This window comes from Bradyrhizobium sp. UFLA06-24, from assembly GCF_054967145.1.
Window position 1 is genome coordinate 1 of sequence record NZ_JADFUE010000072.1, and the last position, 23,261, is coordinate 23,261.

General features: G+C 58.3%; 19 protein-coding genes and 6 pseudogenes. 15 read left to right on the plus strand and 10 right to left on the minus strand.

Annotation, left to right across the window (positions count from 1 at the left end):
* The 10 genes and pseudogenes from IF809_RS33050 to IF809_RS33095 all read left to right on the plus strand — a co-directional run.
* Positions 1-205 (plus strand): annotated as a pseudogene (locus IF809_RS33050) (hypothetical protein); the annotation flags it as partial.
* A 130-nt stretch (positions 206-335) separates the two neighbouring features.
* Positions 336-746: a hypothetical protein gene (locus IF809_RS33055; protein ID WP_462839616.1), complete on the plus strand. Its 411-nt coding sequence runs from the start codon at positions 336-338 to the stop codon at positions 744-746.
* A 202-nt stretch (positions 747-948) separates the two neighbouring features.
* On the plus strand, positions 949-1,287 hold the full coding sequence (locus IF809_RS33060) for a tyrosine-type recombinase/integrase (RefSeq protein ID WP_462839617.1): 339 nt from the start codon (positions 949-951) through the stop codon (positions 1,285-1,287).
* Positions 1,288-1,465: 178 nt separating this feature from the next.
* Positions 1,466-1,768, plus strand: coding sequence for a hypothetical protein (locus IF809_RS33065; RefSeq protein ID WP_462839618.1), 303 nt, complete (start codon positions 1,466-1,468; stop codon positions 1,766-1,768).
* Between the two features lie 872 nt (positions 1,769-2,640).
* On the plus strand, positions 2,641-2,910 hold the full coding sequence (locus IF809_RS33070) for a hypothetical protein (RefSeq protein ID WP_462839619.1): 270 nt from the start codon (positions 2,641-2,643) through the stop codon (positions 2,908-2,910).
* A gap of 255 nt (positions 2,911-3,165) precedes the next feature.
* Positions 3,166-3,567 (plus strand): VanZ family protein, encoded by a 402-nt coding sequence (locus IF809_RS33075; RefSeq protein ID WP_462839620.1) that lies wholly within the window; start codon positions 3,166-3,168, stop codon positions 3,565-3,567.
* 419 nt (positions 3,568-3,986) lie between these two features.
* Positions 3,987-4,192, plus strand: a pseudogene (locus tag IF809_RS33080) (cold-shock protein).
* 14 nt (positions 4,193-4,206) lie between these two features.
* Positions 4,207-4,368 (plus strand): annotated as a pseudogene (locus IF809_RS33085) (IS66 family transposase); the annotation flags it as partial.
* Positions 4,369-4,380: 12 nt separating this feature from the next.
* On the plus strand, positions 4,381-4,572 hold the full coding sequence (locus IF809_RS33090; RefSeq protein WP_462839637.1) for a transposase domain-containing protein: 192 nt from the start codon (positions 4,381-4,383) through the stop codon (positions 4,570-4,572).
* 68 nt (positions 4,573-4,640) lie between these two features.
* Positions 4,641-5,231, plus strand: coding sequence for a YecA/YgfB family protein (locus tag IF809_RS33095; RefSeq protein ID WP_462839621.1), 591 nt, complete (start codon positions 4,641-4,643; stop codon positions 5,229-5,231).
* Between the two features lie 60 nt (positions 5,232-5,291).
* Here IF809_RS33095 and IF809_RS33100 read toward each other — a convergent pair.
* Positions 5,292-5,492: pseudogene (locus IF809_RS33100) on the minus strand (efflux RND transporter permease subunit); the annotation flags it as partial.
* 413 nt (positions 5,493-5,905) lie between these two features.
* The gene (locus tag IF809_RS33105) at positions 5,906-6,169 is read right to left on the minus strand and encodes a hypothetical protein (RefSeq protein ID WP_462839622.1); all 264 of its coding nucleotides are present in this window, start codon (positions 6,167-6,169) and stop codon (positions 5,906-5,908) included.
* 1,026 nt (positions 6,170-7,195) lie between these two features.
* Here IF809_RS33105 and IF809_RS33110 point away from each other — a divergent pair.
* Positions 7,196-8,023, plus strand: a complete 828-nt coding sequence (locus IF809_RS33110; RefSeq protein WP_462839623.1) for a polysaccharide deacetylase family protein — start codon at positions 7,196-7,198, stop codon at positions 8,021-8,023.
* A gap of 30 nt (positions 8,024-8,053) precedes the next feature.
* Here the strand turns inward: IF809_RS33110 and bcsS are convergent, their stop codons facing one another.
* From bcsS to IF809_RS33125, 3 genes are all read right to left on the minus strand, one after another.
* On the minus strand, positions 8,054-8,830 hold the full coding sequence (gene bcsS, locus IF809_RS33115) for a cellulose biosynthesis protein BcsS (protein ID WP_462839624.1): 777 nt from the start codon (positions 8,828-8,830) through the stop codon (positions 8,054-8,056).
* Positions 8,827-10,893, minus strand: coding sequence for a glycosyltransferase family 2 protein (locus IF809_RS33120; protein WP_462839625.1), 2,067 nt, complete (start codon positions 10,891-10,893; stop codon positions 8,827-8,829). The genes bcsS and IF809_RS33120 overlap by 4 nt, the downstream gene beginning before the upstream one ends.
* 1,737 nt (positions 10,894-12,630) lie before the next feature.
* Positions 12,631-14,478, minus strand: coding sequence for a hypothetical protein (locus IF809_RS33125; protein WP_462839626.1), 1,848 nt, complete (start codon positions 14,476-14,478; stop codon positions 12,631-12,633).
* Between the two features lie 602 nt (positions 14,479-15,080).
* Between IF809_RS33125 and IF809_RS33130 the strand changes: the two genes are divergently transcribed.
* Positions 15,081-15,842: a PEPxxWA-CTERM sorting domain-containing protein gene (locus tag IF809_RS33130; protein WP_462839627.1), complete on the plus strand. Its 762-nt coding sequence runs from the start codon at positions 15,081-15,083 to the stop codon at positions 15,840-15,842.
* Between the two features lie 309 nt (positions 15,843-16,151).
* On the opposite strand, the pseudogene IF809_RS33135 reads toward IF809_RS33130, so the two are convergent.
* From IF809_RS33135 to istA, 5 genes and pseudogenes are all read right to left on the minus strand, one after another.
* A pseudogene (locus tag IF809_RS33135) lies at positions 16,152-16,352 on the minus strand (IS110 family transposase); the annotation flags it as partial.
* Positions 16,353-16,495: 143 nt separating this feature from the next.
* The gene (locus IF809_RS33140; protein WP_462839628.1) at positions 16,496-16,705 is read right to left on the minus strand and encodes a hypothetical protein; all 210 of its coding nucleotides are present in this window, start codon (positions 16,703-16,705) and stop codon (positions 16,496-16,498) included.
* Between the two features lie 1,434 nt (positions 16,706-18,139).
* Positions 18,140-19,690, minus strand: a complete 1,551-nt coding sequence (locus IF809_RS33145; RefSeq protein ID WP_462839629.1) for a DUF535 family protein — start codon at positions 19,688-19,690, stop codon at positions 18,140-18,142.
* Between the two features lie 167 nt (positions 19,691-19,857).
* Positions 19,858-20,474: pseudogene (gene istB / locus IF809_RS33150) on the minus strand (IS21-like element helper ATPase IstB); the annotation flags it as partial.
* A complete protein-coding gene (istA, locus tag IF809_RS33155; protein WP_462839630.1) occupies positions 20,356-21,471 on the minus strand; it encodes an IS21 family transposase in 1,116 nt (371 codons plus the stop codon). The gene istA and the pseudogene istB, both read right to left, overlap by 119 nt.
* A gap of 432 nt (positions 21,472-21,903) precedes the next feature.
* Between istA and IF809_RS33160 the strand changes: the two genes are divergently transcribed.
* From IF809_RS33160 to IF809_RS33170, 3 genes are read left to right on the plus strand one after another with little or no spacing between them, the layout of a single operon-like run.
* Positions 21,904-22,236 (plus strand): ERF family protein, encoded by a 333-nt coding sequence (locus tag IF809_RS33160; RefSeq protein ID WP_462839638.1) that lies wholly within the window; start codon positions 21,904-21,906, stop codon positions 22,234-22,236.
* Positions 22,237-22,268: 32 nt separating this feature from the next.
* Positions 22,269-22,541, plus strand: coding sequence for a hypothetical protein (locus IF809_RS33165; protein ID WP_462839631.1), 273 nt, complete (start codon positions 22,269-22,271; stop codon positions 22,539-22,541).
* Positions 22,538-23,011: a hypothetical protein gene (locus IF809_RS33170; protein WP_462839632.1), complete on the plus strand. Its 474-nt coding sequence runs from the start codon at positions 22,538-22,540 to the stop codon at positions 23,009-23,011. The genes IF809_RS33165 and IF809_RS33170 overlap by 4 nt, the downstream gene beginning before the upstream one ends.
* Positions 23,012-23,261: the final 250 nt, after the last annotated feature.

Consider the following 23,261-nt stretch of genomic DNA (forward strand, 5'->3'; position numbering starts at 1 on the left):
GCGTCGAGAGAGTGATAGCAACCGACTGGTCATAGAAAAGATTGCTGGCAAGGAATTTACCACGCTGGCTCATGTTAGACGAATGAGAGAGCTATGCCGCGAAGGAACAAGCAAGACTTCAGCTCAAGGCCGCTCGTCAAAACAAGAGCGCAAAGATCACTCACAAAGCGACTTGGATCATCAGGGACAACGGCCGGGATGTTAGCACAGGCTGCTCTGCAGATGAGATTGCGGCCGCCGAAAAAAGCTGACGGATCATCTAACCTCGACACGCACCGCTCGACGGGTTCGCCATATATAGATGATATTGAATTGCAGACCTCCTCTCGATTTATTTGGATGCGCAGCTAGAGAAGCTTCATGAGCGTTTCAACGTGAATACTGCGAACGATGATGCCGTCGCCGACATTCGCAAGTTCAAGAAGCGAAACGAGCGGTTAAACGAGTGGTGGGAGGCAAAAATGTTGGGTGAGATCAACGGGGAGGCATGTCGCTTGTATGCCAAAATGCCTGGAAACAAAGGCGGCTCGCGTCGAGACCTTGAAGATCTCCGCGCTGCGATTCGCCACCATGCGGCCGAGGGGTATCATCGAGCGAGCGTTGAAGTCTCGCTGCCAGAGAAGGGGCAACCGCGAGATAAGTGGCTGACGCGCAGCGATACCGCGGGACTAATTTGGACCTGTTGGCGGTATCGCGAGATGCAGAAGCGCTCGCGCCATTCGATGGACGTTGAAACTCCCAACTAGGAAGCATCCGCTGCGCCACCTTGCTCGGTTCATTTTGCTTGGCGTTTACAGTGGCACCCGAGCAGGAGCCATCGCATCCGCATCTCCAGTTCCGGCGATTGGACCCTCCTACATCGACTTGGAGCGTGGGCGCTACTACCGCTTAAAACAGGGAAGTATCTCAACCAACAAGCGGCAGCCCACAGTTCCGATACCCTGACGCTTGCTTGCTCACCTGCGACGCTGGCATCGGATTGATCCGGAGCCGAAGCATTTCGTCGAATACAACGGAAAGCCCATCCGCTCGGTTAAAACAGCGTTCAAGAGTGCTGTAAGACGTGCGGGACTTGGTCGGGGCATCTCGCCTCAAACGCTGCGACATACTGCAGCGACTTGGCTGATGCAAAGAGGTTCGGATCCTTGGCATGCAGCAGGCTATCTCGGAATGTCGCTGGAGGTGCTGCTTAACACCTACGGCCACCACCATCCTGACTATTTGGCTGATGCAGTCGACAAAATCGCGATGCGCCATCCGCCAAGCGGACGAAGAGCGCACATCTAGTGTAGTCTGTGGCGCGGCGATTGGACCAAAGGACGAGGCGCGACAAGTTGCTGATTTATTGGCCGGCCGGGCATCAGCTCAGACGCCTTTTTTGAAGTAAACTGAATCGGGACCCTCGACGCGGTGGATGATTCGAGCTTAGCTCCACTGTGTGTTCGCGGACGGGTAAGGTCATCACATGGTTCTGGCCCTCACATTGATAGCCCTGGCATGCAATTCGGGGGATCGGCTGCTCGATCTATCAGGCAAGCTGCCGCGCGCCCTCAAGACCATCGACATCCTCGTCTCCGTCGAGCCATTTTATACCCGCTTGTATGTCTACCAGCCAGGTTTTCCGGACAGCTCGCAAAGTTGCTGCCGCAATCGGCCCAGCTCGGTGCTCAAGCTTCCGGTTATTGATGGACGGTTTTGCATTAAGCAGAGTCAGCCGCAAATGAAATGGAAGTTGCAGATCATCGGCCGGCCCGAGGACGCGGCATAACGCGTCACGCAATAGAACTGTCGCAACTAGTGCAGCGGGAAATTCGCACCCGAAAAAACTTGACCGAGACACTCCGTCTCAAACACCTTATTCGATGGGGCCTCCACGGCATGGCCAAGGCCTTCGCCGAAATCGAAGCTGCCGGTGAGGCTGGCAGCCTCGTCGTGCCGAATGGCTGTACTTACTCAGCTGCTCGAACGTGAAGCCTCGCTGCGGCACGACAAACGGCTCGCCTCTCGCCTGCGATACGCAAGCTGCGCCAGCAGGCGTGCGTCGAGCACGACGTCGGCATAGGTAGGATCTCCAATGAGCAGATGTCCGGCGTCAAAGCTGAATAGTAAAACAACCGCTGTTTAGTTGGATAATCCACGCGAACTTGGCGTGCAGGAGCGTTAAACCTAGAGTCTCGGTCCACAGCAGGATCCCGTGCAGTGGTGTTGACGGCAGGCTACCTCGAATTGCATTGGCCGGCGCCCATCGAAAACTCGCTCAAAATCCACCGAATCTGCTTGCCTCTCCGACCTTTCGCAACGGCGGCCTAAGGCTGGCATCGCCAGCAGGTGTGCGCTAAGAAACTCGGTACACCGCAATCGCGCCTACCGCGACCGCATGCCGGCTCAGCTCGATTAGCCGATTGATGTCGATCATGTCATGTCCTCCAAAAGTTGACGGCAGCGTTGGATCAGATCAGTCACGGCTTCAAATGCACCATTTGCGACTAAGGGACGCGGTCCATTGCCAGGTCTCGTGGTTAGGATTTTGTTAAGCCCCGGTATGGCGGATCGAGAAACATCAAAATTGAGAGGATCTTGCAACGGCACTTCAGAGGGTTGTTGCTAACGTGGTGACCAACGGAAACCAAGAGGTCTCAGATGCAGTACCCGCCAGACCATGCATTACCCCTTGTTCAGCTCAAGGAACGGCGACGCGAGATGGTCGTCGCGTTGCAGAACCGCGTCAGTCAGGTTGGTGATGAGGAGTTGAGGCAACTCGCAACAATTCAACAGGCCATCGCTGCAATTGAAGACGTGATCGCGGACCTTGATGGCGAAATCGATGAGACGTTCTCGGCCGCGGCCGACCGTCAGATTCATTCGCTGCCGCTATTCGGACGGCGGGCACTCGTTCATTCTCCAGTTTAGCCGTCCCTGCCGTTTAACCGTACGAAGTGAGGTTAATCCGAAACCTGTTGAGGCGTCCGCCGGCGGCCGATATTCATTCCTGCATCGGACGGGGTAGATCTTCCCCAAGGCAAATCCAAAGGTCACGATTTCAATCGTCCGGTAAGGGCCGCCAGCAATACCAACCCAAGTCTGGCGGCCGACCCTTGATTCAAAAAGCTCTCTGACATTTCATCATCCACCGGTTTACGAACGTCCGCGATCAGGCGATCGCCGATGAAACGCACCCCTGAAGAGTATGGACGGAAGCCAGCAGAGGCGTTATTTCGCCAGGATGCTTCACAGATTGATCATTCTAGCGGCTTGGTGCGCGCTCGGTTTGTTGCGTTTGCGACGTTGTCGCCGATCGGCTTCCGCCCAGAAACAGGAGCATCAGCCGGGATAGAACGCTTCTTGGCTTATGGCCTGTTGGGAACGCTGTTCGTTATCGCCTATCCGCAGCACTTCGTGCGCGTTATGACCATTATTCTCGTGGTGGCCGGTTCGCTAGAATTGTTGCAGCATTTGACGCCAGATCGGGATGGCCAATTCGCCGATGTGGTCGAGAAGATCGTGGGCGGCATAGCCGGCAGTAGTGTTACCCGATTGGCTCAAGCTATCCTCCGATCTCGCAACTAGACGGCACCTCCAATGTCCTCGATCGGGTCGACCTCGTAAGATCCGGCGGTGCCAATTGCTCCTTCAGGTTGCGCCAGAATGACCGCCCCTTCGCGGTCACATGCATAAAGCTGTGGTCGTCCGACTATTCCATGCGTGGAGAAAATAGTAGGCAGAAATCTCTTTCCGGAAGCGCTCAATTTCCCGAACCAAGCGTTGCCGAATCTGCCATTCGTCGAGCGGATCGGCGCCGAAGGTTGACCACCGCCAACACGGCTGATTCATTGAAGTATCGCGGGAAAGTTCATTATCGTTTGGGGCATGCAGGCGACGCGCTTGCGTGGTTGCTTCGGTGGGATCGGCGCGCCCGCGCGCTGCTCTTGTCGGTTAAACAGTTGCGCGGTAAAGAAAGCTCATTACCAACAATCGGAGTTTTCGAAGTGGCTCTCGGTACTGTTAAGTGGTTCAACGCAACAAAGGGTTATGGTTTTATTGCTCCTCAAGACGGCGGCCCGGACGTTTTCGTCCACATATCTGCCGTTGAGAGAGCCGGTTTTACAAACCTAGCTGAGGCGCCCGCATCAGCTACGAACTAGCAACAGGTCGCAACGGCAAGGTCTCTGCCGAAAATCTGCGGATCGGGTAGACGGCCCGGCTTGGGGGTGGGCTTTTGAAGGTCGGGGTCAGATGGTAGGTCAGCTGTTTTCCCAATCGAAGCTGACAGAGGCGATCAACTATGCGCTCAATCACTGGGACGGACTGACGCTGTTTCTCCGCGACGGCCGCGTCGAGGTCGATTCCAACACGGTCGAGCGTTCCATGCGCCCGATTGCCATGGGAAGACGCAACTCCTTGTTCAGCGGTGGCGAAGGCTGTGCCCAAAGCTGGGCCGTCCTGGCGTCGCTCGTGAACACCGCCAAGGTCCATGAGTTCGATCCGCAAGCCTATCTGACCGACGTGCTGGAGCGCGTCATCTCCGGTGGAACCAAGAGCCATCAACTGCACGAACTCCTCGCCTGGCACTAGAAGGCGGCCCGCCAGCGCACCGCACAGGCCGCGGCATGAGCCCGCGTCGTCATAAAGCAGCGTCGTCAATGGCGGTAGCCGCGATGCCACTCGAGGAGCTCGAGCGATGGCTGCAGGCTCGGGTCGATCAGCATCCTGCCGCCACCAATCTCCCCATGCTCGACGGCTACGTCGCAGCAATCGTGGCCGGATGGGTGTCGATGAGCCTACTCGACTGGATCTGCCCGCTGCTCGCCATCGATGCCGATGCCTTCAACCACGGCGGCACCCCGGAGTTTGCAGCGATATCGGCCGTCGCCCTGCGTCACAACGACATCAGCAACACCCTCTCGACCGCACCCGACAGGTTCGCGCCGATGCACCGGCGTAAGCCCAGTGGAGAGGTCGATCCGCGACCATGGTGCCAAGGCTTCTACGCCGCGATGCGGCTCAAGCTATTGGCGTGGGCACCGTTGCTGGACGCCAGCAACGTCAATTACGGTCTACTTCTACCTATCCTGCTGCACTGTCGCGACGATCAGGGCCGGCCGCTGCTTGGACCACCACGAAGCGGCCGCGAGACCGAGAAATTTCTGCGTAACGCCCACGCCGATATTCCCGCGGCGGTCGAAGCCTTGCGGCAATACTGGATGCCGATCCGCTACGCCCGCGCTCACTGATCACTGCGGACGTGGAGCTCATGCCGGTTACGGCCAACGGGGGTACCTGCGCACCGTTCGCCCGCGGACGAAGACGCGATCGAGGTTGGAGGGATCGACCTGAAACCTCGGGTCGACCTCCAGCACGATCATGTACTGATTGCACTGGGTGTAGATGAGTGGTCGATATCTGCCGCAAATTGCGTTGTTCAGCGCGTTGTCAATGTCCTAGACGCGGACACCGAGGGTCGAGGCCTTCTGGCGGTCGATGGAGAGCGTCACGCCCGCCTCTTCTTGTCCAAGACGTCCTCAAATGGCTTGGCCACAGCGCAGTGATCCTGCCACTCACGCTCGATGAGCTTAACTTTAGAGGTTAGGGCCTCATCGTTCAGCGTGGCTGCATGGAGCTCGCTCTGACGGCTCTTCCCGCCAGTGCTCGATGACGGCGGGGCATGCATCGATTTAAGCCAATATCCCATATTCACGAGCGATGGTATCGATAACGTCTCCACCGTTCCCGAACTCCCACATGGGCAATGATGATCCTTGGCTTCTGCAGCCTCGGCTTCATGACTTATCGGTAGCTACAGGACGGCAGGCACTTGCGGCTTGCGGCATCCGCGTGATTGTTCGGTTCGCCAATTGCGACAAAGCCGCTCCTCCTTGGAGCGGCGTATTTTCTAACGATGAATTGCCTAGGTAATCTTCAGTTTGCGAAGCATAGAAGATGCATAGTCCTCTCGCTCTCGCGCAAATCGCTGTTGATGTGCCCTGAAATTTTCTATGCGCTTTAGAATTTCGTCGCGCTCGCTGCCGCCGTAGTCGAGCGGCTTGTCGCCAATTCGCTCAATGTACTCTCTTGGTTGCGGCGCCGCGCGCCGCAATTCGTCATCGACCTTCTTCGCGAAGGACATTGTTTCGGCGACGAGCGCATCAATCTCGGCTTTCAAGTTATTCATAACGTGCGAATAGCGGCAGATTATACGCTGGCGGTCCGATTTGCTAATTCTCCGGCCAGACAATTAACTGCCCGGGCAACGCAAAGAATGGAACCGAAGCTCCATCGCTCGCTTGAGACTTCGCCGGTTTACCGCCGATTGACCGGCTGGAATGCGGCCCTGGCAGTTCCCTTCAAGCCACCGCTGCCGGGGTCGTTTCGTTCGCAATGCTGCACGATTCGCCTTCGGGTGACAGAGCCAAGGTGTCCAACGGCCTTTTGATTGCAGCCGCTACTCTAGAAGCCGAAGCCGCGCCCGATCTCGCGGACCATGCTGGTCGCCGCTCGGACATTGCGCCCATCAAGCAATGCCAGAGATCGATCTGCGAGTAGATAGCAAGTCCAAATAGCGCGATAGCAATGCCTCTAAGCATGGCCAGAGACCGAGTTGAACGACATTGTGAAGATATAAAGACGGCCCCAGCCGAGGATGGGGCATCAGCCGGGGCCGGTATTCCCATTTCGCGTGCCGCAAATCGCCAGAAATCGGCACGTGCTGAATTTTGCGCAGAAAAGCTAATAGCGGGTTTCTGGTGCGAGAACAGCACTGCCAATGTTGCGCTCGGCCCGGATGGCGCCAGCGACTTCAATGCTCCGTACAGCCGCGCAGGGTGTTTGCTAGGCGGCTCAGGGGCTAGAAACTGCACAGAGCCAAAGCCGCAATGACCCCAGCGCCGGGTTGAGGATCGGCGCCGGGGGCCGACGGAGACCACCATCTGAGCCTCTGGCGCGGACGCAAAACAAACCCTTCGCGCTCAATCCGGCGAACCGCCGTATACGGACCCGTATGTACGGTGGTGTGGGAGGGAGGAGCGAGGCTCACCCTATCCCGATTAATGGCCTCTCTTCCAGGCCGGAAATTCGGCTCGATTTCGCGTTCAGATCGAGCGTTCTTCTTGCTTGCCAGGACCGGAAAAGCTTTGCTGGCGACAAGAATTGCAGTTCAGTTAGCTCGAGCTTCTTAATTGATAAGCAGGAGGATTGCCCATTGCTGGCATCCAAGCGATTTACGGCGTCCGTGCTTGCGGTCGGCTTTCTCGTCTATGGCGCATTCAGTCCCGGAGCTGCGGCTGATGAGGCGCTGCCCATTATCGTCTATCATCAGATTCGCAACACGCCTGATGGGCCTCCCGATAGCCTCGAAGCCATTTCGCTGCAGCGCTTCGAGTCGGAGATGAGGTACCTGCACGACCACGGCTATCTCACCCTGACTGCAAAGGAGGTCGTTGACTACATGCGCGGCGCCATCCTGCCGCAGAGAAAGATTGTCGCCATCCAATTCGACGACGGTTGGAAATCGAGCCAGTTCGCGCTGCCGATCCTCGACATGTATGGCTTCAAGGCCACCTTTTGGATCATCGCTGGCAAGGGCATCGGCTGGCCTCACATGGATTGGGCTGAGGTCGAGACCATCGCGCGAAACCCGCGCTACGACGTCTATTCCCACAGCATGACACACCCCTGGAAACCTGGCGATACCATGATCGATTGGATGGAGGGCCGCACGCCAGGCAAAGGGCCCGAACAAGTGCGGTGGGAACTCAACGAGTCACGTCGCGTGCTCGCCGAAAGACTTCACCAATCTGTGCCGTACCTCGCATGGCCGGCCGGCCACTACAATGACCCGATGATCGAGCTCGCGAAGGAAGCCGGCTACACGGCCTTGTTTACGATCGATAATGGCCTCAACTATCCGGGCGGCGATCCGCTCCGAATTCGTCGAACCATGGTTCACGGCGCGTGCGATATTCAGACGTTCGCTCAGATCCTCGGCGATGGGGTCTATCGGGATTGCAATGCAGTGCCGACCAAATGAAAGGCCGGGCGGCCCATGAGGACGTCCTGATTAGAAGTCGGACTGAATATTCAGGCCGGCGTAGAAGCCATTGCCGTAGCTGCTGTCCCGCACCAATCCGGCCGACACTCCGGTGTTGAAACGCGCGAGCGTAAAGCCAGTCAGGTGCGCGCCGAGGCGCGTCTGGTCGTAGCCGTGAATCCAGCTTCCGGAAAAAGCTGCCTCAGGCCCGACGAAGAGGTTTGGCGCGATTGCGACGCCGGTCTTGCCCTGTACGTAGTAGAAATCCGAAGCCGTGTTGTAGTGCGCCTGGACGTAGACCATCGTGTCGTCCGAGGGCTTGCCGTACAGCGAGGTCAAGACCTTCAGGCCGTAATTGAACGAATTGGTGGCGGGCAGCCCGGGCACGGCGTAGAGATGACTGTTCACGAAAGTCGGTCCCGCAGACAGGATCCATGACCACCCGTGCGGTGTGAACTGATAGCCCCCGAGTACGTCGACGGTTGCATCAAGTCCAATTCGCTTCTGACCGGAATCGATCGTGCTGTAACGGCGCGCTGAGGCGACTCCCTGCACGCGCCACCCCTCGTCCCACAAATTGCCGAACGGAGCGTAGGTTGCGGTGAGATCGGTGTAAAAGGCGCCGTAGGACGCAAAATCGCTCGTGCTCTGCAAATTGAAGCGTGACGGGTCCTGGGCAGCGGCGCTTGCGAAAGTGATGCCAGAAGCCAAGGCAAGAGAGACAATCCTCCCTAGCGCTCCGTGCCAAGCGCGTTGGTCGCGTCGAGCCATCGGGTGCATCGATAGGATGATCCGCCTTGCTGTCATTGGCCCGGCTCCTCGGCGAGTTCCAAGTCGCCCGCCGTATCGTGATCGACGGATCCCAACCCAAGACCCGCCTTGATGTCCGTCAGCGCCTCGCGCCAGCCGATCAAGCGCCAAAAGCCGTAAACGAAGAAACCGGCGTTGACCGCCGAAAAGCCGAAGAACAGCAAGTTGCCCGACCAGAGATTCGTCAAGGCGGAAACGACGGCAGTGACAAGCAGCAGCGCCAGGCCGATCAGGTGGGAGGCGGGCGCGGCCGTGCGACCGTCTATCTTTGGCGTACGCGCAAACGCACCTTTGCGTCCTGTTATGATCTGCACAACGGAAGAGGAGACACCCGCCAGATTGATGGGAATGAGCAGCAGCGTCAGTGCATAAACGCGCAGCATGTCCCGCCACTTATAACCACACCGGGCCAGGTCGCGGCCGTAGAGCAGATAATAGGGAGCGGCTGCAAGCGGGAACCAAACGTTGGAGAACTCGTGGCCGAATGGAATGATCAGCAGCAAGAGCAGGCTGACATTGGCGAGCGCGGGCGAAAGCAGATAATGCGAACGCACGAACGTCTCGACCCAGCCTGCGCCGCGGTCCCGCCAGAGCTCGAGGAGGCCAGGAAAGATGATCAGTCCGCCGTTTGCCCAGCGTCGCCGCTGGATGACGAGCGCCCCGAAGTCCGGGGGGGTTGCGCTGTAAGCCAGCCGCTCCGGATGATTGTGCAAGCGCCAGCCGCGCGCCACGAGATCGATCGTCGACCCCGTATCTTCGATCAGAGTCTTGTCCTGGATGAAGACTGGCACGGTGTAACCGCGCTCCTCTGCCGCGGTTCTGATCTCATCGAGGGCGGCATACCGCAGAACAGCATTGGCGCCCACCCAGAAGGTCGCATTGTATGCGGTGAACCCCTGATGCACGAGATATTGGATGTCGGTCGTTGCACCCGCGACGCGCTCTAGAACCGAAGATGGGTTGGGATACGCGGAATAGGGGGTCTGCGCGATGGCGATGCGAGAATCCGCCTCCATCATGGAAACGAGCTTGCCGATGTAGTCGGGCAAAATGATACTGTCCGCATCGATCGTGATGACGTAGTCCGTCCCCGGCACGGCGAAGTCGGCTTCGCCCTCGTCGCAATCGAGCAGGATCGGATCGCCGTCGCGGTTCTTTGTTGCGCGAAACGCGCGCCCCATGAGCCCGATATAGCTGTTGAGATTCATGGCCTTGTTTGGCGCGTGCGAAAGATTGGCGAACCGCTTGCGCTCGAAACAATCGATTGGCACGGCGAACAGATTTGCCAGCCGCTGATATTCAAGGTGAAACTGCTGTGGATCGAAGGCCTCACCACGTCGAATGCTGGCGGCGTGCGCGCGATGTTCGAGGATGAGGCGACGAACGACGTCGCGCGCGAAAACCTCGTCCGCATGGGCAAAGGCAGGTTGGGAGCGCTCGGCATACAGCATGCCGATGTGGCGGACGATTTTAGCGGCTTCTTCATAGAGATCCGCGAGAAACGCGCGCTCGCCTTCCGAATCAAAACCCTCTGATCGCAGGCGAATATCGTGCGCTTCCGCGGCGTGCTGGAACCGCTGCGCTGGCCGGCGAAACAAATTATCAAGCTCCTCGACGAGTTCGCGGGTCGCGCGAAGCGAAATGAGATCCGCGCCGCTGCAATTCGGCGGATCATCGATCAGCAAGGTAACTCGCCGGTGAGCATGCTCGGAGAGAGCTGCCGACAGCACGGTTTGCATCACGACCGCGATCTGCTCCCGATATGAAGGAATGAGAATGCTGACGGTTGCCGCCTTCTCGACATCGCGGAGGACCTCGGGCTCGGTCGAGCAATGTGCAAGATGTCGCCTGATCTGACCAAGGCGTGTCAGTTGGTAGACAACGTTGCCGTAGAACAAGCTCAGCAACGCCGCACAAAAGATGATGACAAGAAACAACTTCTTGACCGAAAGCCCGGTAGGACTTGATTCCATGTTGTACAGAAGGCTTGCCAAGCCAAGCGTAAGTGCGAGCGCGCTTACAACCATGGCGGCGCGCGTCAACAAGATCTCTATCTTCATTCGGGAAAAAGCTCAGGTGTGGATCACTTGCGCGCGACGTAGAGGGGCGAGTTTGGCTCAAATGCGGCTGTTCACCATTTCCGAAAATTTCCACACCTCTGTTTCCCATTTGCAACAAAATGGGGGTATTATCGTAAGATAATACTCGGCTCCTTCGCTGTTTTTCGAAACAGCAACCGCGAGCTGCGAAGATACTTGATCGTAGAATGCGCTCAGAACATCGCGAGCTGTTTCGATTCGATTGGCAAAAAACACCACTTGATCGTTTCTTTGAAAACGCGACAACCACTGCTCGAATTTCCGGAAGAGGTCCTCACACGAAAAGGCTGCCGATGAAGAAGTCGCCTTTAACCCAGAGCAAACCGAGATATGGCGCGATCTGTCAGGCCACGATGCCATCTGCCGCAAGGCTCTTGGGTCATTACGCGACGTTGCGGCGGGCCCAGCTTCTGCGACCGAACGGCGCCGAACTACGCTGCATCGGAGCGCGGCCACAGATGCTTATCCGGGAAACTCTCGCCGTCGCTTAGGCTTTATGATGGGCAACTAGCTTGTAGTCTCCGGGCACCAAGCCTCGGAACGATAGATCGGATGTTCTTGCTTCCACCGGGCCAAGCCCGCTTGTCCGCTGATCAAACAGCTCTGAAAAGTCACGCTACTATCCAACGCCGAGCTGGTGACGATCTCATTGATGCAATCCGTGGACGATAAGTTGCAAAGAACCGCTACGACGGTAACAAACATAATCCCTCGCAAAATCCATCATTGGAAAAGAACAGATCAAATTACGGCTTCGCAATTACCAGAAGAGCGGGATCCCTCATAGATCCCTCCGAACATTTGAGCCGCGTGGTCAACAGCCAGTGCTTTTCCCGTAATCTTACGGAGATAATTGATTGCGAGAGCTGTGTCGTTGCAACTCGCAGAAGTTTCGCCTCTATTCCGCAGGTCGTATTTTTGATTACGATCAATTTTGCAAGCGTAGGCGGCATGAGCGTGAAGGGCATCATGGCGACAATCCTGAAAGACGAGCTGACCTCGCGAAGCGTGACGTCCTGACGCAATCCGACTACGAGGATTATCGAGCGTCTGATCGAACAGCTCACCGAGCTTGAGCAGAGCTTGTTAGTACCGGATATCACAAACGAACCCAAGCCCTAGCATTTGGATGCAAGCGCGGGGTTGGCAGAACTCCTTCGAATCTGATCAAGCCTGCGAGCGGCTGGCCCGAGCTGCAGCTGCAGGACTTTCGTCAGACTGATGAAGACGCTAGTGCGGACCTGTCAGCCTACCGCCGTAACGAATCGCAGTTCAGACACCCGATCGAACGTTTTGGGACACGATTCATTGGTGTAAGTGCAATCGGAGAGGCGATGGGGAACGTGCGCGTCTCAGGCAGGGGGCGTTTCATGGATAGTGTAGAGCGATCGTTCACCGCTGCGGTGGTGACGGGATTTGTTGTGCTGGTCGCCGGCATTGCCCTCTTGGCAATGATGTAGTCCTACCGCGACCTCTGAGGAATCGGGGGCATGGGAGAGAGGTCGGGGCCCATGTATTCCCATTTCAAGCAACAAGCGGCCGAAACGGCCGGTTAACCGCCAGAAGGCTGCTGGCCAAGCCGATCGCTGGACAGAACTCAACGCGTGAACGCTGTTGACGGTCTAGCAGTAGCCAGCGCTCGAAGTCCGAACCCCTGTTTGATCTTGTGCGCCCCCCTCAGCGCAGCGCGCCTCAAGACTATCTAGCCGACGGCTGAGCCGTCTTGGAAGTGGCGCGCCATGGCCATGTCGACACGATCTTCTGCGCATCCGCCTCGAGCATCGTTTTGTTGGCACTGATCTCCAGCATCACCGCGTTGATGTCCTCGTCTTGGTAATAGAAATCCGAGCAGCGGGAATTGTAGTCGCCCACCAAAGCGTTATAGGCGCGAACATCGTCGGCCGCGTGGATGTGCTGCTTGATGATACCCAGCCGTTGCTCCTGAAACTTGCAGTAGCGGACATAGTTACGGCTCAGCCGTTGCCCCTTTCCGACTGGCGGCAGCAATTCCGACGCCCGGACCATGTTGTCTGGATCCTGCATTGCCGTCACTTGATGAGGCAACGGCATGAAGCCCATTTCGTAGGTGATAAGAAGCGCGACCCCGGCCATTAGCGGTAACGCCGCCGCCCACGCGATAAGCTTTCGCCGATGTGAAGGGCGGTTGTTCGCGACGTCCGCTTGGGGCATGGGATCCGGTGACAAGCGACCGAGATCGGCGCGAAAGCTGATCAACGTCGACGAGGGGGCCGACATGCTTTCGCCGAGCTCGATCAGCCGTGTCACCAGTGCAACCGCGACCTCCGGGGAGCCCGTATGGCAACGCAAGGCGAATTCTTGCATTATGGCCCAAGGTTGCTCGTCAAAGGCGGTCAATTGGGTTTGTTCGACGGCGAGAATGAAAGCGGATGCCAAACTGCCGGCTGGTGAGTGTGATGTACCATCACCAGCGAGACGCGCAAATTCTCCGACAGCAATGCGCGGATCCTCCTGAGTTCGGTCGACCTGCGCTTGGAGCGCCGCGATGGCGTCTCTGATGAGAAGCCTTTCCAGAACGTTGCGCACATTGTGCAGCTCGTAGGCGGCGAGGGAATTCGGTGCAAGCGCGCCGATAGCCGCATCCAAGACACGCTTTGCCGCTTGATAATCGTGAGTTTCCGTCAATTGCGCGAGTAAGGCTTTGATGTGAGCGAGTGCCTCTAAGATTGTCGCATCTTGCGTGCCGGATCGGAATTCCAGCGGCGCCGTCAAAGAAGCTAGAAGACGGAGCAGCGTCCCGAATTGCTCGATTTCCGCGGCTGCCAAATCCTGGGGCGTGTATTGCCCCAGGCGCTGGCAAGCGATCCCGAAGTCTTGGCCTACTTGATTGCGTCGAGGAGCGGAGAGCGATCGGTAAGCATCGACCACATGCGACAAAGATTCCAAGCGCAGCGTATCATTCTGGGCCGCGGTTTGGCGGGGACACGCGGCGAGCGCGATGGCAGTGGACTGGAGGTCGTTTGCGGTAAGGATGGCGCTGAAATGGTGCGCCGTCAGCTCCCCTAGCCCCTTACGAACTCTGAGCAGGGATGGCGCGGGCAATTCCGCGCTCTGCCGAACCGATTTGAGAAGGGTGTAGATGGCGACAGGATCCACATCCGCGTGCGCGTTGATCAACGCGATGAAGAAGTCGACCGATGGAGGGACGCGAGTGGAAGCTTCGGCAATGAAATTGGCCCGCGAAAGCGGCGGGAAACCTGCCGCGGTTGCCAGCGTATCGGGCATCGTAGCAGTCTCGGAAAGAGCCGAGTAGAATATCTCCACCTGTTCGGGCGCTGCGTCGAGGGGATAGCTCAGCTCGCACATTAGTCGCTGCCCGGGATCGAGAAGCCGGTTCAATGCTAGGCTCAAGCGCTGCTCCGGTGCAGCCTGCTCCTTTCGGGCCTGCGCGCAAGCTGCCGTAATCTCGGCCGCGCGCGCTCGTGGGGACACGCCCATCAGCCGGAATGGCGAGCCGTCCAGATCAGAGCGTTCCTTGATGTCGGCGGACGGCGGGCGGGTAGACATGCCCGATCTTACGATAGCTTATCCCAGGGGCCTAGGCACTCCGCCGGAACGCATGTGGTCCTCGCCAGCTCGATCGAAGGGGATCAGCCACATCTATCTGGCCGGTCCGCTCGCTTTGCCCTGTTAACAGGAATTACAACTTTTTACCCGTAGGGGGCGCACAGGAGCAAATGGGCCTCGCAGAAATGCCCACGATAGGCTTTTCCGCTCTCTCGGAACGCCAGAAGCGGGGGCCGCCCATTGCCGAAAACAAGATTCCGCTGAATGCGGGATCGGACCAGGAATTTTCAACAAGAGCGGCGAACGTGCTTCGATCGAGTCGATATCGGCTCGAGCTTGACCGGCTTCTCGACCGCCGAGATCGACGTCATCATTTCCGCCCGCAATCCGATGACCAAGCTCGGTGTACGGTTACTCCATTTGGAAATTCGAGGCGAGAAGGAGATTTAAACGTTTAGGAAAGATAGCGGTTTAAATGGTCAGCCATGCTGGCTTGACACATATTTCTCCTGCGTTTTTAACTATACTGGTTAAATGCTGACTTTTTTAATGCTGATTTTTCCGCTGGTGCTCTCGTAGGGTTTAACAGACGGAGGGTAATCATGTTTAAAGGTAAGTCTAAGCGGTTCTCTGTGGCGGCGCTGGCCGCGGCATCCGTTGCGGTCGGATTGGGCGCTACAGTAGCGAAGGCCGATACGTTCAATGTTTACACCGGATACGCGGACAATCTTCGGGCGAGTGGGTTCTTTCCGACCCCGTGGATCGGCGCTCCCGGCGTCGTGTCGCAGTCGTCTGGTGCGCAGTCGTTCGATTCGGGGGCGATCTTGATCGTGAACACGGGATCGACCGCGCTCAACATCTCGAACTTCACCGTGTCGAACTTTAACGATGGCACGGTCTACAATTTCTGGAACCCGCTGACGATCCCCGTGGGGGGCAGCGGCATCTTCACCCAGACGTTTTCATATAACTTTGACAGCAGCGACAACTCTGGAAACGGTTCGCCTCCGAATGGTATCTTTCCGGGGGATCCGGGCAGCAATGGCATCGGGGGATGCAGCAGCTCGGGCGCTGGCGGCTCCTGCAGCACGCATGCGCCCATCGTGTCGTTCACCGATAATTCGACCGCTTATAGTTTCAGTGACACCGGCCACATTCTCGACACCGGAAACTATGATTTCGTCAATTTCAGCCCCGATGGAAACGAGTCGATCAACTGGAACTTGATCGGCGCCGGAGCCAATCGCGGCGGGGTCGGCGCCGTCCCCGAACCCTCCACATGGGCAATGATGATCCTCGGCTTCGCTGGCATCGGCTTCATGACGTATCGTCGGAAGTCAAAGCCAGCGTTGCTGGCTGCCTGATCTGCGATCAACATGTTCGAATTGAAGAGCCGCCTTCGGGCGGCTTTTCGCGTAACTTGCATTTGCCGCTTCCGCCTTTGATGCTCTTGTCTAATCGCTACGGAGGCGTCAAGCATCTAATCGCTGGGGAGACACTGCCGGGCGCATGGTTGTCTTCGCAGTCGGCATCAGCCGCCGCATGATGGAGCTTCGCGGGACGAGCCTTCAATGTAACCGACGCACTTTGCTGAGTCAGCAGTGCAACAGCATCAGCGGAATGGCTCGGCTCACGTCCCGCGAGGGACGCCTTGGGCATTCAGGTTCGGAACGCTATCCGGACTTATGCGACAGCTCCGGCATTCGGATTAAACAGCTCGCCGGTTTTAAGCATCTATACATTGTCACCGCCAGTTTGCGCGCCACGGCTACGGCAGCTCTTTTGAAGCCGATCCTCTGCCGGGGCTGCAGACCCCACGTGCGCAGAGTGCTGTCGGTTGAGCTGCGCGTCAGAATGACCGCAGCCGCTTCGTGCTTCTCGGGTAGTTCGATGGCGGCGCCAAGGTCAGAGAGGTTTAGCACACGGCAACGCACGCTTGATCAGACAGGCCAGCTCGTCGACTTCGGCACGCTCCGCTTTGCGACGTTCCTGCATAGGATTTAAGGCGGACTTTGAGCTACGTGTCGTCGCTTTGATGAGTTGGAATTGTCGAGCCATTTTCGTTGCGAGCTACGCTCGATCCTTTCAGGGCCATGGCTTGCTCAAGCACATCGTAGCCATTGTCCTCGAGAACCTCGACCAACGTATGCCGATCCTCGATATCTTGCTGACGCTGAGAGATTTCCCGCCTCAATTCCGAAAGCTCGTTGCTGATATCCGTGGTCACAACACTGTCTCCTGTGCGATGCTGCTGCGAGTCAATCGAGTGGTCTTAGCGGGAGATGGAATGCCCGACCTTGCGGCACGTGAGGAGGTCGAGCGTTCACCCACTGGCTAAGCGGCTATCCTTCTCGCCTCATTGCCACATTCTGATCAGTCATCTTCTAAAACGCTTTAATCAAGCGCAGCACTTGCAAATCTTCGACGCCATTCGACATCACGAGTGTCCAAGCCGCAGAAGCCCAAGGCGCGACATTGCTGAGGGAAAATGGGCTAAACACGAGCCCGGGCTGGAGTTCCGCGGGAACCGGGCACTGCCAAATTTTCCCGACGCTTTGCATTTGTTGTAGCGGCGCCGGTTGCCCGAGGTTAGCGTCCAGTGGCCGGGCGATGAATTTTGTATCGCTTAGATTGTGCACCCGGGGCTGGTCGCAGCTTAGCGTGGGCTGCGGTCTCGTTTTAGCACTTATTCACTGCAGCGTTTTTTGAGACTGAGGCCGCCTCTGAAGGCGGCCTCTCTGTTTGGCATCAAACAGCGACCCACGTCCGGGCGTAGTCGACGGACGCGCTCCCCCTGGGATAGTGACAACGAGGTCTGTCTCTTCATTCACCGATCACGCCTCAGGAACGTGAAGGCTGACACAGGGCCTCAACTGGCAACCCCCCAGTTGAGGTCTGCCAGGTGCATGCTGTGCCCTGCGTAAACAAGGAGGCTGGCTCGCGGGCCTCACCGTTCCCCTGCGAAACGCTTAGCGGCCTCAGCACCTGGAGGAGATCGAGGTCTGCATGCCGAGGCCGCTAGTTTGCCGATCGACGATAAATCTTGCCCTGGCGAGCAGGTTCCCACACTCACATATGTGAACCTCGAATAGCTTGGATCGAAAAACCTCCCCTCAAACTTGTACTTGCTTGCGCTTCCGTCTGCTTTCCGGCTTGTTTCGGACCCGGTGGACGGTCTCTTCCCTCGCCCGTTCGGCGCGAGTGATATCTTTGCGGAGCTTGATCAACTCGGCCATCAAAACCTGCAAGTCGTCTCCAGCACCTTCTAAAGCGGACTGATGCAGCAAGCGCCTGACCATCTTGGCCCCCTGAACATGTTCGAGAGTAATTCCGTCAGAAGGGGCGAGTTCCTATTGCATCAGATGATAGCGCTCCGTGTGCAGGTCCCGCATTGAACCGGCGCGCGACGGAGCGCGCCGTTGTCCTTAGGGCGGTCTTTGCCGCTATCCTTCACCATCACCTAAATGATCGAGGGCAGAGCTGATCATGTAACCAACAGGAGAAGCACTGGCATTCCCATGCGCGTCGCTAAACGGCCACGTGAAGCTTGCTCCGCACGGCTTTGGGGGCAGTTTGCGAGATGGTGCGGGTGACTGCAAGTTGCGCTTGGCCTAGGCAACGTCCGACGAGCTCAAAATTTTCTGTTTCACCGGCTGCGGGATCACGCATCTTTGCCGGGCTGTTTCCTCGCCGCGGCCAACTCTGCTGCGGCAAATAACAATTTTGGGACGACAAGAACGATCGCAGCCAAAATGATAAAAACAACCAAGTGGGCGGCACTCTCGATCGAGGTGAGCGCGAAGCTATAGCGTGGCGGAATATCCAAATAATAGACCGCGAGGAAGCAAAACAAGCTCACAGTCAGAGCAACCCGTCCTCCGAACAACAGTGATGTCACGAACATCGGTAGCAAATAGAGATTGAATGTTCTCCCCAGGCTATGTCCGCCCCAAATCACGTCGATTGCAATATCGGCCCCCACCATTAAGGCGGCCAACAACACGCGGAGTGCGGTAGGCCAATCTCGCACCTGCCGAATTGCCATTATTCGCTTGGCGGTACCGTGAGATATGTTGTCGTTTAGAAGCCAATAGGTGAACTGAACCAGCATTGCGCCGATCGCAAATCCTAACCAAGAGCCGCCGAGGATCTTATCGATGCTCAGAACAAGTAAAGAGCCGGCGTAGGCCAACGTCCTGAGAGTCGCGTCAAAGGTGGTGAGGATTTCGCGGGGATGAACCTCAGGGACCGCGGGCGTTGAGGCGGCGACACGACCATTGTGAAAGTGTGCCTTGAAATTTTCCTCGATCTTGTCGAACAGGGCAAAGCGCTTGCGATACAGCGATCTTTTTTTAGCCGGAATTTCCTCTTCGCTTCGCCGCTCCAGGGTGATAGGGAGGCGATAGAAGCCATCATTGTTGTAGACTGCTCCGCGCTCCTGCCAAATCTCATCATAAGAAATTCCGAAGGCGTTCTTGTCTTTCCTTGTCGGATGGTTGGCGTCCGCGACCGCAAAGATCTCCGTCACGCCGATCGCTTTACAGAACAGCCGAAACACCTCCACTAGGAAATCGCGAGGCCGCGATCCGTAGGCCGCCTTGGTGAAGAGTCTGTAACGATCAAGAATGTCCGGTTCTCCAACGACTTGGTGGCGGCCCTGAATTCCCCCGATATAGGCAACGCGGCGTCCGCCTTGCGTTGAGAGGGAAAAGCTTAAGCTAAAGATGCGGTCGATGCCGTCCCACAAGCTGAGGACAAGTTGGCCTTCGCGAAGAAGCCAGCGCGCCTGATCCAGGGTAATGCGATAGCCGAAGCCGATTGCGTGCGGATCAATCAGGTCGACGACGGTATCTGGCGGCATATCGACAATTCCCGCGATTTCGGAAACGGTCTCGACGTGGTCGATGACGCGGCCGATTTTAGTCGCTGCGTCCCAATCTGCCGCCAAGTAGGGGCCATAGACCATTTCCAGAATTTCTGGACGCGCGCGAAGATATGCATTCAATCGCGTGCCTGGTCGCGCAGCCAGAAAGGGAAGCAGCAGACGGGCATGACGAAGCATCGAGAGGCCGGCCGATGCCGCCTTGGCAAGCGGGGTCCGTCGTACTCTTCGCCAATAATGGGTGAGGGTCTGCACTCGAAATGAACTTGGTAAATTTTCAATTTTGGCCACACGCAACAGTAGCTGTGAACGCTTGGCGAGGCCATTCAAAAGCGACTACGCGGGATTGATTTGTGGGCGCAGCGGTTAATTTCGCGCGCCCCAGTCCCACTTCAATCCTTACAACAATCTGACAACGCATCCTGCATTGAGATCGTGTCAAACGCCATCCGGAACTGCCCCCTTTGCGTCATGAAGAACTGCTCCCACCCTCGGTTTCATGATGTCGTTTGATGGTTGTTTCCGCCGGTGACGGGACGGAGGGAGGCGGAGCCGACCGGAGGGCCGTCACCGGCGGGCGGCACCTTGATGAGGCCGCTCTTCCGTTTGGCTCGGAGCCGGTAGCTGTCGCCGCGGATCGTCAGCACGTGGCTGTGATGCAGGAGCCGGTCGAGGATCGCGGTGGCGACAACGGGATCGGCGAACACGGTGCCCCATTCAGCAACGCTGCGGTTCGACGTGATCAGCATGGCACCGGTCTCTTAACGGCGGCTGACCAGTTGGAAGAACAGATGCGCGGCGCCTGGCTCCAGCGGTAGATAGCCGAGCTCGTCGACGATGAGCAGCTTTGGCTTCGCCAGCGCGAGCAGTTTCTCGTCCAGGCGCCGCTCGCCATGCGCCTTGGCCAGGCCCGCGACGAGCGTTGTCGCCGTGGTGAACTGCACGGTGTAACCGGCCAGGATCGTCTCTCGTCCAGCGCGATCGACAAGTGCGTCTTACCGACGCCTGGCGGGCCGAGCAGCAGCACATTCTCGCCGTTGGCGATCCAACGTGACGCGGCCAAGTCGCGGATTTGCTTGGGATCGATCGAGGGCTGCGCCTCGAAGTCGAAGCCGGCGGGCGGTTCTCGTTCCGATCATTGCGCGAGCTAACCCGGATCGTCGGCAATGATTGTGGCCATCGAGATCGACACGAACAGCGAAGCGGACAATCGGCGCCTCTCCGGTCGTGCCGTGGATCCGGACGTTCGCAACCTCTCGCTCCCACTTGGCGAGATGGGCCTCAAACGCTTCCCAACTTGCAAAGGAATGACCTGCGATCGCGTTCTTCTTCACATAGCCGCCGCCATTCTCCGTCTTGCCTTTTGTGCGTGCCCGATATGGTGCGCACGCGCGAGGACGGAAGCCCCAGTGCCTCGAGAAGGCAATCAGCCTGGCGTTGAACTGAACCGACCGGCTCACCGCGTCGTGGCGCACTACAAGTGCGCGCGGGTTATCCATCAGCACTTCCCCCGGTACGTCGCCGAGGGTGGTGAATGTGCTCTCAAGCCCGCCAAACCAGTGCTCTTGCTTCTCGGCCCGGAACGCTCGTACATGCAGCCGTCGAGAGTGTCCCAGCGTCGCCACGAACACGAATGCCTTGACCTTCGTTCCGCCGATCTCGACCAGGCGCTCCCCGAAGTCGATTTGCAGCTGGCGACCCGGAGGTGTCTCGAACCGCATCGTCGCAAGCGCCTCCGCCTTCAGCGACTGCCGATAAGGTCGCACCGCCTGCTGCAGCGTTCGCCGGCTGACTGTCACGCCTTTCTCAGTCAACAGATCCTGGCGTACCACGTCCGCATTGCCACGATGGCGAATGAACCTTTCGCGCAGCCATCCCTCAAGGCCATGGAGCCGTTGCGACCTCTCCGGCCATTTAAACGGGTTCATTCCGCCGGTCGCCACATAACCTCTCACCGTGTGATGGCTGCAGCCCAGTTCGCGCGCTATCCGCTTCAGCCCCCAACCGCACGCTCTCAGGCGCAACATCTCCGCCACGTCATCCGGCGTCTTCATCACCTGCTGCCGTGGATCACTCCACGACGAGCCTCTAGTGATTTGTCCCTCGTTCATTTGCTCTCTCCTTGGCTATCCAGGGAGGGAGCAATTCCTCATGGCGCCGAGGGGGCAGTTTTGCATGGCGCGAGACAGATCGACTTGAGGAGATCAGGCAAACGCTTTGCGCTTCCGCTATCGACGTATCGAGACGTCCATTCGGGAATACACCGGCCAAACCGAAATAGATCGAAAGGCGCTGGGCGTGAACGTAACATGGTGCTGTCTAGCAGCCCCTATCCGCCAGGTGTGTGCGAGGTTGCTGAAGTCGCGCGTGAATCGGCGCTCAGGTATTGGGTAGCGACACCATCGAGGGACTTGCCCGGTCTTCCAAAGCTGGATGCCGCGGCGCGTATTCAGGCGCGGCTCCCTCGGTGATGCGAGCTCAGTCGTGTCGAACAGGACCAAATCCACCTCACCACGCTGCTAGCTCATGCCTCCGGGGAGTGGATTTCCTCGGACCTGCCGGTCTGCTCCGTAAAGGAGACCGAGGCGCCGCACCGGATGGGTGCGGCGTTAACCTATGCCCGCCGCTATGCGCTGTTCGCGTTGGTCGGGATCCGGCGAGGACGATCTGGACGCCCTGGCCGGGCCTCCGGCAGGTCCGCAGCGGCCAAGGGCGACGGGGGGGCCGGTAAAGCCCGCCAAGGCGGTCCTAAACCGTCCGCCGGTGCTTGCCGACCGGCCCTCGGCCGAGCTGCGGCAACGTCTCCTAGGCGAGCTCATGGCCCTTGGCACGGCCGAGGAGCTCCTCCTCTTGGGCCAAAGCGAGCCTGCCCCTGAAAAACTCGCTCCAGGAGGCCGACGCCCAGGCAGTGGAGGCCGCCTTCCGAGAGAAATTGGAGCAAGCCGCGGCTCCGGGCGACGGTCAGGAGCAGCAAGAGCCAGCCGGGACGAGGCCGCGCGAGGGGACTGACATTTCCGATGCCGACGACGCCATAGCCACCATGCCGGTTCAGGTCCCGCAGCCCGAAGGCAGCCTTGCGTTTCCCAAGGAGCGGCGCAAACGCAGCAAGGCCCACCTGCTGTTCGTTCGCGGCCAGCCTTGTCTGATCTGCCGTGTGTCCCGTCCGACCCCCATCAAATGAAGTTCGCGCAACCTCGCGCGCTGGCCCGCAAGGTCAGCGACGAATTCACCGTGCCGCTGTGCCGGCGTCATCATCAGGATCTGCACCGCGGCAGCAACGAGCTAGCCTGGTGGACCAACATGCAGACGCTGCCGATCGCGAAGGACCTTTGGGCCGCTAGCCCGGTCCATGACGCCGTTCGCCATGGTTCCGAGCGCCGTCCCTCCCCGGGCTGCCTCCGAGACGTCGCCGCAATGAACGGACCGCTTCCCCCTGCGCAAGACTTCGTCTTCTCCGCCACGCCGGCGGATTACGAGATCCAAGCGCCGGAGTCCCTGCTGCTTCTCGGCGAGCGCCGAGAACAATACAATGCGCTCCGGCAGATGGTCTTCGCAGACATTGCGCCGCGTTCCGCCATCGAACGGCTGTTGGCGCTTGATGTGGCGGTACTTTCCCGGGGAGATCCGCCGCTACCTCGTCTTGCGCCATAAGCTTCTCGAGACCTATCGGCACAAGACGATTGAGGCCGCGCACGGGCGCATCGACCTCGTAGGCGTTGATGCCGAATCCAAGGAAAGAGCCGAGCGCTATACGGTTCAAAACGCTTTCAGCTGGCGGCTTGATCCCGCGGCCGCCACGGAAATCGAGGCGCGTTTGGCGGTGTACTGCTTCGACCAGCATTCCCTCAGCACGGAGGTGTACCTGCAGGCCTGCAGGCGTGCGAACACTACCTGCTGTTCG